Here is a 9348-nt window from a genome sequence, read left to right on the forward strand (position 1 = left end):
GTTGCAAGGGCTCCGCCGCAGCGGCTCAACTCCCTGGAGGGCAAGTGAAGTTCTCCGTCATCTTCGAAGCGCAGCTCGCCGACCCCACCGTCGAGCGCGAGCACCAACTCTTCCGCGACAGCGTCGAACAGGCCGTGCTGGCCGAGCAGATGGGGTTCGACCGCATCTGGGCCGTCGAGCACCACTCCCTCAAGTGGTACGCGCACATGAGCGCCCCGGAGATCTTCCTGACCTGGGTCGCCGCGCGCACCAGCACCATCCGGATCGGGCACGGCGTGGTCTGCATGCCGTTCAACTTCAATCACCCGGCGCGGGTCGCCGAGCGTGCCGCCATGCTCGATCTGCTCTCCGGCGGGCGGCTCGACCTCGGGGCGGGGCGCGGCGGGACGCTGCAGGAGACCTCGCTGTGCGGCGTGGACAAGGAACGTACGACGCAAGAGGTCGAGGAGGCGCTGCGGATCATCGGGAAGGCCTGGCAGGGCGAGGAGCTTGAGCATCACGGCCCGCTGCTCGACATCGATCCGCACCCCATCCTGCCCCGGCCGAAGCAGACCCCGCACCCGCCGCTCTTCCTCGCGTGCAGCAGGACCGAGACGTTGACGCAGGCCGCCGAACTCGGCATCGGCGCCCTGGTGATGGGCTTCGCCGGGCCCGATTCGATCGCCGGGATGCGGGCCGCCTACGACGCGGCGATCGCGGGCCGCGGCGATGAGCGCTTCGTGTCGAGCGTCGTCAACGACCACTTCTCCGTGCTCTGTCCGACGATCGTGCTCGACGACCGGGACACCGCGCGGAGCGTCGGCATCCGGGGGCAGCGGTTCTTCGCGCAGTCCATCGGGCACTGGTACGGCGGCGCGGGCATCCCCGACGAGGCCGTGGTCGAAGGGGCCGACGAGGCGGCCGCGATGCGCGAGGCCGCCGAGCAGGTCGTCGCGCGGCTGCACGAGCAGAACATCCCGGTGCGGCCCACCTCCACGGCCACCTTCAACGCCGATCACGCCTATGGGACCGCCGACGACGCCATCGCGTACGTGGAGCGGCTCCGCGACGCCGGCGCCGACGAGGTCATGTGCCTCGTCCAGATGGGCACGGTCCCGCAGGAGGCCTGCATGGAGACGCTGCGGCAGTGGGGCGAGAAGGTCATCCCGTACTTCCGGGCCCAGGAGGCGGGGTGACACCGGTGACCGCCGGCGGCGATCGCCTCGACCCCGGGGCGCGGCCCCTCGTCGACGCGCTGAGCGCGGCCTTCCCCGACCTCGGCGGCACCGTCACCGACGCGGCCGAGGCCCGCCGCATCCTCGCCGCGACACCCGCCACGGGCAAGGCCGCGACGCCCGTGGGCGAGGTGCGGGACCGGACCGTCCCCGGTCCCGCCGGCGCTCCCGACCTGCCCGTGCGCGTCTACCGGCCGGAGGGGGCCGACCACCCCCGGCCCACCGTCGTCTTCTTCCACGGCGGGGGCTACACGATCTGCGGGCTCGACACCCACGACGCCACGGCCCGCGCGCTGTGCGCGGAGTCCGGCGCCGTCGTGGTCTCCGTCGCGTACCGGCTCGCCCCCGAGGACCGCTTCCCGGCGGCCGCCGACGACGCGTACGCGGCGCTGTGCTGGGCCGCGGACCAGGCCGGTGCGGGCGCGCTCGGCGGCGACCCGGGCGCCGTGGTGACGGCGGGGGACAGCAGCGGGGGCGGCCTCGCCACCGTCGTGGCGCTGATGGCACGGGACCGCTCGGGCCCGGCCGTGGCGCTCCAGGTGCTGATCTACCCTGTCCTCGACGCGGGGCAGGACAGCGCCTCGTACACGTCGAACGCGAGCGGCTACTTCCTCACGGCGGCGCACATGCGCTGGTTCTGGGAGCAGTACCTCGGCCCGGACGGCGACGGTACGCATCCCTACGCCTCGCCCCTGCGGGCCGGCCTCGCCGCGCTGCCGCCCGCGCACATCGTCACCGCGGGCTGCGATCCGCTGTGCGACGAGGGCCGGACGTACGCGGCCCGGCTGCGCTCGGCGGGGGTGACGGTGACCGAGGGGCATCATCCGCGGATGTTCCACGGGTTCCTGGGCTTCCCGCGGCTCCTGCGGGAAGCACGGTCGGCACTGGCGGATGTGGCAGAAGCGGTCGCCCTGACGGTGTCAGACAGGAAAAACAGCGGTGATGTCGGGGGTAACACAGGATAATTTCCCGAGCCTCCCCTTGTGGTGGAGAACCTCGCCCGCATACGGTGTCCATACGCGAGGTTCTCCCGTGGAGGTTGACAAGTGACGGAAATTCTTGTGCAGAAGGCGACGGAAGGGACTGTTCCTTCCGCGAGTGGGGGTGGCCCCACAGGAAGGGTTGTGGAGCACCCGGCTTGGCCGATGCTCAAGGACTCCGTGGAGGAGATCCGGCCGTGGCAGTCCGCCGACGGCTCGATCGACTTCGACGCGGAGGGCGCACCGGCGAAGTCCGTGGCCGAGCTCGCCGTCGACCGCGCGATATCCGCGATCGACCAGCTCGCCCCGCTCCTTCCGCACGACGCCGCGTACCACCAGGCGCTGGTCAAGGACCTGCGTCGCTGGGCGGACGACGGCTTCAAGGTGCCGGACTTCCTCGACTCGCTGCTCGCCTTCCAGCCCGCGGCGCACCGCGAGGACGGCCTGCAGCACCTCGTGGTCTTCCCCATGTACACGCAGAACGGCAACCCGGACCGCAATCTCGAAGCGGTCGTGCTGCGCATGGTCTGGCCCGACTGGCTGGCCGAGCTCGAGCGCACGCGCTACGACAACCCGCTGTTCTGCGGCATCACCTTCGAGGACTTCACCTCGGGGTACGACACGAACTCGGCCGTGCTCTTCCCGGAGACCATCGCCGTGCGCGAGGCCCCCGAGCGCTTCAGCTGGGGCGGCATCTTCTGTGACCGCGAGGCGGCCCGCTTCCGCCGCGTCACCGAGGCCTCCGTCGACATCCTCGGGATCGAACTGCCCGACGACATCCGCGAGATGATCGGCGACCAGGACCGCTGCGAGCAGGCGTTCGTCCTGTGGGACATGGTCCACGACCGCACCCACAGCCACGGCGACCTGCCGTTCGACCCCTTCATGATCAAGCAGCGCCAGCCGTTCTGGATGTACGGCCTCGAGGAGCTGCGCTGCGATCTCACCGCCTTCAAGGAGGCCGTGAAGCTGGAGGCCGAGGGCGTCCCGCAGGCCCGTGACGTGCAGTACGCCGTCCTCTTCGACCGGATGTTCCGCTTCCCGGTCACCGGCGACCGCGTCAAGAACTACGACGGGCTCGGCGGCCAGCTGCTCTTCGCGTACCTGCACAAGCACGACGTCGTCCGCTGGACGGACAACAAGCTCAAGATCGACTGGAATCGTGCCCCGCAAGTCACCAACCAGCTGTGCGCCGAGATCGAGGAGCTCTACCGCGCGGGCATCGACCGCCCCAAGCTCGTCCACTGGTTCGCCGCGTACGACCTGGTGTCCCAGTACCTCGCCCCGCACCCGGGATCGCGCTGGGCCAAGGGCCCGGACGCCCTGGACACGCAGCTGCCGCCCCGGAAACTCGTCGACGACGTGCTTCCCGACGAGTTTCCGCTCAGCATGTTCTATGAGGCGCTCTCCAAAAAGCTCAAGCACGTGATCGCCTCCACCAAGGGGATCACCGCGGCGGGCGCCGAGCAGGTTGCCGCGTGAGCGGCCGCACCAAGGAGGCGAGGACGATGTCCGCACTCGATGGAGCCGTGGTCGCGGTCGCGGGAGCAGCAGGGCCTGCGGGCCGTGCGACGCTGCTGAGGCTGGCCGAGGCCGGAGCCACGGTCGTGGCGTCCGACGCCGACGCGGCGCGCCTCGCGGAGGCCGTGGACGCCGCTCGGTACGCGCACGGCGGGGCCACCGTCGTCGGTGACACCGTCGACCTCCTGGACCTGGACGCGACCCGCGAGTGGGCGGCGCGCACGGAGAAGGAGTTCGGGCGGATCGACGGCCTGGTGCACCTCGTCGGCGGCTGGCGCGGCAGCGCCTCCTTCGCCGAGACCGACCTCGCCGACTGGGACCTGCTCGAAAAGCTCCTGATCCGTACGGTGCAGCACACCTCCCTGGCCTTCCAGGACGGCCTGCAGCGCAGCGACCGCGGCCGCTACCTCCTGATCAGCGCGGCCGGTGCCTCCAAGCCGACGGCGGGCAACGCGGCGTACGCGGCGTCGAAGGCCGCGGCGGAGGCCTGGACGCTCGCCCTCGGCGACGCCTTCCGCAAGGCGGGGGCCGAGCAGGGGCTGACATCGGCGGCTGCGATCCTGGTGGTCAAGGCGCTGGTGCACGACGCGATGCGCGCGGAGCGGCCCAACGCGAAGTTCGCGGGCTTCACGGACGTCAAGGAGCTGGCCGAGGCCATCGCCGGCGTCTGGGAGCGGCCCGCCGGGGAAGTGAACGGAAACCGCCTGTGGCTGACCGAGAAGCCGTGACCGCTCGCGACACGCGTGAAGCGGTGAACCCGCCGAAGACCGACGCACGCCGTCATCACGACCCGGACGTACGGGGCTTCGCCAGCGACAACTACGCGGGCGCCCACCCGGAGGTCCTCGCGGCCATCGCGCTGGCCAACGGCGGTCACCAGATCGCGTACGGCGAGGACGACTACACGGCCAACCTCCAGCAGGTCATCCGCGGCCACTTCGGCCCCACCGCCGAGGCGTTCCCGGTCTTCAACGGCACGGGTGCCAACGTCGTCGCGCTCCAGGCGATCACCGACCGCTGGGGCGCGGTGATCTGCGCCGAGTCCGCGCACATCAACGTGGACGAGGGCGGCGCTCCCGAGCGCATGGGCGGCCTGAAGCTGCTCACGGTGCCCACGCCCGACGGCAAGCTGACTCCCGAGCTGATCGACAAGCAGGCGTTCGGCTGGGACGACGAGCACCGTGCGATGCCGCAGGTCGTGTCGATCGCGCAGAACACCGAACTGGGCACGCTCTACACGGTCGACGAGATCCGCGCCATCTGCGACCACGCGCACAAGCTCGGCATGAAGGTGCACCTGGACGGCTCGCGGATAGCCAACGCGGCGGCCGCGCTCGACGTCCCCATGCGGACGTTCACGAACGCGGTCGGCGTGGACATCCTGTCCCTGGGCGGCACGAAGAACGGCGCGCTCTACGGCGAAGCCGTCGTCGTGATCAACCAGGACGCCGTCAGCCACATGAAGCACCTGCGCAAGCTGTCCATGCAGCTCGCCTCCAAGATGCGCTTCGTTTCGGTGCAGTTGGAGGCCCTGCTCGCCAAGGACCTGTGGCTGCGCAACGCCCGGCACGCGAACGAGATGGCGCAGCGCCTCGCGGAGGGCGTGCGTGCCGTGCACGGTGTGGAGATCCTCCACCCGGTGCAGGCCAACGCGGTCTTCGCGCGGCTGCCGCACGACGTCAGCGAGCGTCTGCAGAAGCAGTACCGCTTCTACTTCTGGGACGAGGCGGCGGGCGACGTCCGCTGGATGTGCTCCTTCGACACCCGTGAGGAAGACGTCGACGGGTTCGTCGCGGCGCTCAAGGAGGAGATGGCGAGGTAGGAGCTCGCGCACTCTGCATAGCCGCATAGCTGCATAGATATGCGATCGACCGTAAAAGCATTGACTCGCGGTCGGTCGCATTTCTATGCTCACGGGTCATGCAGCTGATTCAGGAAAACCCTGACCTGTCCGCCTACTTGGCCGCCGACGAGGTCATCGATCATCGCCATCCGGTCGTACGCGAGACCGCCGCGCGCCTCGCCGGGCAGGCCGCCGATTCATACGCATACGCTCAGGCGGCCTTCGAGTTCGTTCGGGACACCATCCCGCACTCCGCCGACAGCGGCGACCTGCGCGTCACCTGGCGTGCATCCGACGTCCTGGAGCAGGGCACGGGCATCTGCCACGCCAAGGCCCACGCGCTGGCCGCGCTGCTGCGCGCCGAGGACATCCCCACCGCGCTCTGCTATCAGCGCCTCGCGTACGACGCGGGCACGGGCTACTGCGTACACGGCCTAGTCGCCGTCCGCTTCCAGGGTGCCTGGCATCGGCAGGACTGCCGGGGGAACAAGCCCGGCGTCGACGCCCAGTTCTCTCTCGGCGCCGAGCGGCTTGCCTTCGTACCGGAAGCGGAGTCCACTGAGATGGACTATCCGGTACTCTATGCTGCACCGCATGCGACGGTCCTGCGCATCCTGAAGAGCGCCCCGGACCGGCCGCACCTGTGGGAGAACCTTCCCGACGCACTCTGAACCACCACACCGCGCACCACGGCACCGCGCACCACGGCACTCCGAACGCAAGGCAGACGATGACCTTCCAGATCACCGTGACCGACGAAGTCCGCGCCCTCGCCCCCGACTTCACCCACGTCACCATCGAGGCGTACGGACTCACCAACGGGCCGAGCACCGATGAGACCTCGGCACTCCTCGAGGAGGCGGGGCGCCGCCTCGCCGAGCGGCTCGACGGCCGTGCCCCGCACGAGGACCCGCACATGGCGGCCTGGCGCGCGGCGTACACGGCGTTCGGCACGAAGCCCTCGCGCACCCGCAACTCCGCCGAGGCGCTGGCCAAGCGCGCCCTCGCCGACGGCGGCCTGCCGCGGATCAACACCCTGGTGGACGTGTACAACGCGATCAGCGTCGCCCACCTCATCCCGGTCGGCGGCGAGGACCTGGATCACATCAAGGGCGGGATGCGCCTGGTGCGGGCCGCCGGCACGGAGGACTTCGTCACCATGGCCGCGGGGGAGCAGGCCGTCGAACACCCCGACGCGGGCGAGGTCGTCTGGTGCGACGACGAGGGCGTCACCTGCCGCCGCTGGAACTGGCGCCAGGGCCCGCGCACCCGCCTCACGGAGGAATCGGTCAACGCCGTCTTCCTGCTGGAGGGGATGGGGCCGGACTCCGGGGTCGAGGCGGCCGGCGCCGAACTGGCCGAGCTCCTCGAGAAGTTCAGCCCCGGCGCGCGGATCACGGTCCACGCGCCGGAGTGACGGGCCGGGTGCCGAGTAATCGATTCAGCGCGCCTCGGCGGCCTTCACCTCGGCGGGAGTCGGTGCGGTGCCGCCGAGGTGCGCGGGCATCCACCAGGTGTCGTCCGGGCCCTTGGGGCGTACGGGATAGGCGCGCTGGGCGGCTTCGAGCAGCTCCTGGCAGCGCTCGCGAAGGCGCCGCGTGATCGCACCCGCGAACTGGTCCTTGGGGGCCTCGACCGGCTCGCCCACCCGGATCGTGATCGGGATGTGGCTGCGCTTGAAGTTGCGCGGGTGGCCCTTGGTCCACAGCCGCTGCGTGCCCCACAGGGCCATCGGGATCAGCGGGACCCCGGCCTCCTGCGCCATGCGCGCCGCACCCGACTTGAACGACTTCAGCGTGAACGACTGGGAGATCGTCGCCTCGGGGAAGACCCCGATGATCTCGCCGGCGCGCAGCGAGTCGAGCGCGTGCTGGTAGGCCGCCTCGCCCTGCGTGCGGTCGACGGGGATGTGCTTCATGCCCCGCATCAGCGGACCCGAGATCTTGTGCCGGAACACCGACTCCTTGGCCATGAAGCGCACGAGCCGCTTCTGCGGCAGGGCCGCGAGGCCGTCGAAGATGAAGTCCAGGTAGCTGATGTGGTTGCTGACCAGCACCGCGCCGCCGGTTCGAGGGATGTTCTCCGACCCCTTGCAGTCGATCTTCAGGTCCCATGCCTTGAAAAGCGTTTTCGCGGCACCGACGACCGGACGGTAGACAAGCTCTGCCATGGGTGGGGAGGGCCCTTCGTTTCTGCCTTTGGGAGGGGGCTCCCGGCGGGAAGTTACGCAGCCGTAGGTTTTTCGGCGTTGCGCAGATCGTGCCCCATGAACGGACGGCTGGCCACCCGTCGTGCCCCGCGGGCGCGAGATTCTCGTCACGTTCGCAAGCTTTCGGAATGTTTTCGGGCGCGCGAACGCTGAAGCCGCCGACGGTCGGATCATGGCGGGATGGCGGGAGAGCGAAGTGCGCGAGCTGGTCGGTCGGCTGGGGGAGCGAGCCACCCTCGTGCAGTTCTCCAGCGCCTTCTGCCAGCCTTGCAGGGCAACCCGCCGAGTCCTCGCGGAGGTCGCCGAAATGGTCCCTGGTGTCTGTCATGTGGAGATCGACGCCGAGGCGGAACTGGATCTCGTACGCGCATTGCGCATCCTCAAGACGCCGACGGTCCTGGTGCTCGACGCACAGGGGGACATCGTGCTGCGCGCGTCCGGGCAGCCGCGCAAGGCCGATGTGATCGCCGCCCTTGGCAAGGCCCTGTGAGGCGATGTGCGGGGGAGGGGAGTCGCGATGACGCACGATCAGGGCGTCTCGAGGGGACTTTCACATCGCGGAACGGACTTGACTGCACCCGGCACCTATCGTCAGCCTGCTTCCATGCCTCCGGAGCTCCTTCTCTACGAGCGCGTCCACCTGGACCTCGCGCGTCACGCGAGTGCGCGCTGTCCGGGCTGCTGAGCAGCCACGGAACCGCTCGTACCTCCTCCAGAAGGACAACTCCATGACGGCAACGCCCGATCTCCGTTCTCCCCGACTCGCCTCGCCCGACCTGCTGCGGTCCGTTTTCCGGCAGCACGCGGCAGGAGTCGCGGTGATCACCGCCCAGGGTCCGGCAGGACCGGTCGGCTTCACCGCCACCTCGCTCGTCTCGGTCTCCGCCGAGCCCCCGATGCTCTCGTTCGGCATCGGTACGGGCGCCTCGAGCTGGCCGGCGATATCCGAGGCCGAACACGTCGGCGTCCACATACTCGGCGACCATCAGCTCGAGCTCGCCACGACGTTCGCGCGCAGCGGCGCCGACCGCTTCGGCCCGCCCACGCGCTGGTACGAGGGGCCCGAGGGGGTCCCCGTGCTCGATGGCACGCTGGCCTGGCTGGTCTGCCGTGTCGCCGCACGGGTGCCCGCTGGTGACCACCGCATCGTCCTCGCGGAGGCGGTCGTGGGGGACCCCGCGGGCGTGGGACGGCCGCTCCTGTACCACCAGGGTCGCTTCAACGTCCTGCGCGACTGAGAGTTCCCGAATGCCCCGCTGTGCGCCTGATTACAGAGCGTTGCGAAGGTCACAGTTCAAAGCGCTTGCTCAGTGGGAATGTTCTGGGTGTACTGACGAGTAATATTCCGGTCGGAGCGCGGGCCGCCCCGACCGGGATCCGCCGCTTCAGGCGCCTATGCTGCCTGCAAGAAGGCAGTGGCCACAGCAAGGCAGCAGCCCAGTAAAGACGATGCAGTAGGAGAGCCGGCGTGAGCTTGAGGATCGTTGTCACCGTGAAGTACGTGCCCGACGCCACTGGCGACCGGCACTTCGCCGATGACTTGACCGTGGACCGGGACGATGTCGATGGTCTGCTGTCGGA

The 9348-nt window shown here is 69.8% G+C and carries 10 protein-coding genes and 1 pseudogene; 10 read left to right on the plus strand and 1 reads right to left on the minus strand.

Annotation, left to right across the window (positions count from 1 at the left end; genetic code table 11):
- Positions 1–44: 44 nt before the first annotated feature.
- The 7 genes from E2651_RS15205 to E2651_RS15235 all read left to right on the plus strand — a co-directional run bounded on the left by E2651_RS15205 (position 45) and on the right by E2651_RS15235 (position 6975).
- Entirely contained in the window at positions 45–1175 is a 1131-nt protein-coding gene (locus tag E2651_RS15205) for an LLM class flavin-dependent oxidoreductase (RefSeq protein ID WP_135331660.1), read from the plus strand.
- On the plus strand, positions 1172–2179 hold the full coding sequence (locus E2651_RS15210; protein ID WP_245238843.1) for an alpha/beta hydrolase: 1008 nt from the start codon (positions 1172–1174) through the stop codon (positions 2177–2179). Before E2651_RS15205 ends, E2651_RS15210 begins: the two co-directional genes overlap by 4 nt.
- Before the next feature lie 81 nt (positions 2180–2260).
- On the plus strand, positions 2261–3676 hold the full coding sequence (locus E2651_RS15215; RefSeq protein WP_135331661.1) for a DUF6421 family protein: 1416 nt from the start codon (positions 2261–2263) through the stop codon (positions 3674–3676).
- Between the two features lie 26 nt (positions 3677–3702).
- Positions 3703–4443, plus strand: coding sequence for an SDR family NAD(P)-dependent oxidoreductase (locus E2651_RS15220; RefSeq protein WP_167828795.1), 741 nt, complete (start codon positions 3703–3705; stop codon positions 4441–4443).
- Between the two features lie 23 nt (positions 4444–4466).
- On the plus strand, positions 4467–5537 hold the full coding sequence (locus tag E2651_RS15225) for a low specificity L-threonine aldolase (RefSeq protein ID WP_135331669.1): 1071 nt from the start codon (positions 4467–4469) through the stop codon (positions 5535–5537).
- Positions 5538–5635: 98 nt separating this feature from the next.
- The gene (locus E2651_RS15230; protein WP_135331663.1) at positions 5636–6229 is read left to right on the plus strand and encodes a transglutaminase family protein; all 594 of its coding nucleotides are present in this window, start codon (positions 5636–5638) and stop codon (positions 6227–6229) included.
- 59 nt (positions 6230–6288) lie between these two features.
- Positions 6289–6975 carry a phenylalanine--tRNA ligase beta subunit-related protein gene (locus E2651_RS15235; protein WP_135331664.1) on the plus strand — a complete coding sequence of 229 codons (687 nt, stop codon included), beginning with the start codon at positions 6289–6291 and terminating at the stop codon, positions 6973–6975.
- A gap of 24 nt (positions 6976–6999) precedes the next feature.
- On the opposite strand, the gene E2651_RS15240 is transcribed toward E2651_RS15235, so the two are convergent.
- On the minus strand, positions 7000–7728 hold the full coding sequence (locus tag E2651_RS15240; RefSeq protein WP_135331665.1) for a lysophospholipid acyltransferase family protein: 729 nt from the start codon (positions 7726–7728) through the stop codon (positions 7000–7002).
- A gap of 211 nt (positions 7729–7939) precedes the next feature.
- Here E2651_RS15240 and E2651_RS15245 point away from each other — a divergent pair, with 211 nt between their 5' ends.
- The 3 genes and pseudogenes from E2651_RS15245 to E2651_RS15255 form a co-directional block, all read left to right on the plus strand.
- Complete coding sequence (locus tag E2651_RS15245) at positions 7940–8257, plus strand: thioredoxin family protein (RefSeq protein WP_135331666.1); 318 nt, start codon at positions 7940–7942, stop codon at positions 8255–8257.
- 238 nt (positions 8258–8495) lie between these two features.
- The gene (locus E2651_RS15250; protein ID WP_135331667.1) at positions 8496–9005 is read left to right on the plus strand and encodes a flavin reductase family protein; all 510 of its coding nucleotides are present in this window, start codon (positions 8496–8498) and stop codon (positions 9003–9005) included.
- Between the two features lie 230 nt (positions 9006–9235).
- Positions 9236–9348, plus strand: a pseudogene (locus tag E2651_RS15255) (electron transfer flavoprotein subunit beta); the annotation flags it as partial.

Source organism: Streptomyces sp. MZ04 (assembly GCF_004684775.1).
Taxonomy (GTDB): Bacteria; Actinomycetota; Actinomycetes; order Streptomycetales; family Streptomycetaceae; genus Streptomyces.

What these genes read in the sequence shown, in the direction of transcription:
- E2651_RS15220 (WP_167828795.1), top strand. Translation starts at nt 3,703, where the DNA reads ATGTCCGCACTCGATGGAGCCGTGGTCGCGGTCGCGGGAGCAGCAGGG.
- E2651_RS15230 (WP_135331663.1), top strand. Translation starts at nt 5,636, where the DNA reads ATGCAGCTGATTCAGGAAAACCCTGACCTGTCCGCCTACTTGGCCGCC.
- E2651_RS15235 (WP_135331664.1), top strand. Translation starts at nt 6,289, where the DNA reads ATGACCTTCCAGATCACCGTGACCGACGAAGTCCGCGCCCTCGCCCCC.
- E2651_RS15240 (WP_135331665.1), bottom strand. Translation starts at nt 7,728, where the DNA reads ATGGCAGAGCTTGTCTACCGTCCGGTCGTCGGTGCCGCGAAAACGCTT.
- E2651_RS15245 (WP_135331666.1), top strand. Translation starts at nt 7,940, where the DNA reads ATGGCGGGATGGCGGGAGAGCGAAGTGCGCGAGCTGGTCGGTCGGCTG.
- E2651_RS15250 (WP_135331667.1), top strand. Translation starts at nt 8,496, where the DNA reads ATGACGGCAACGCCCGATCTCCGTTCTCCCCGACTCGCCTCGCCCGAC.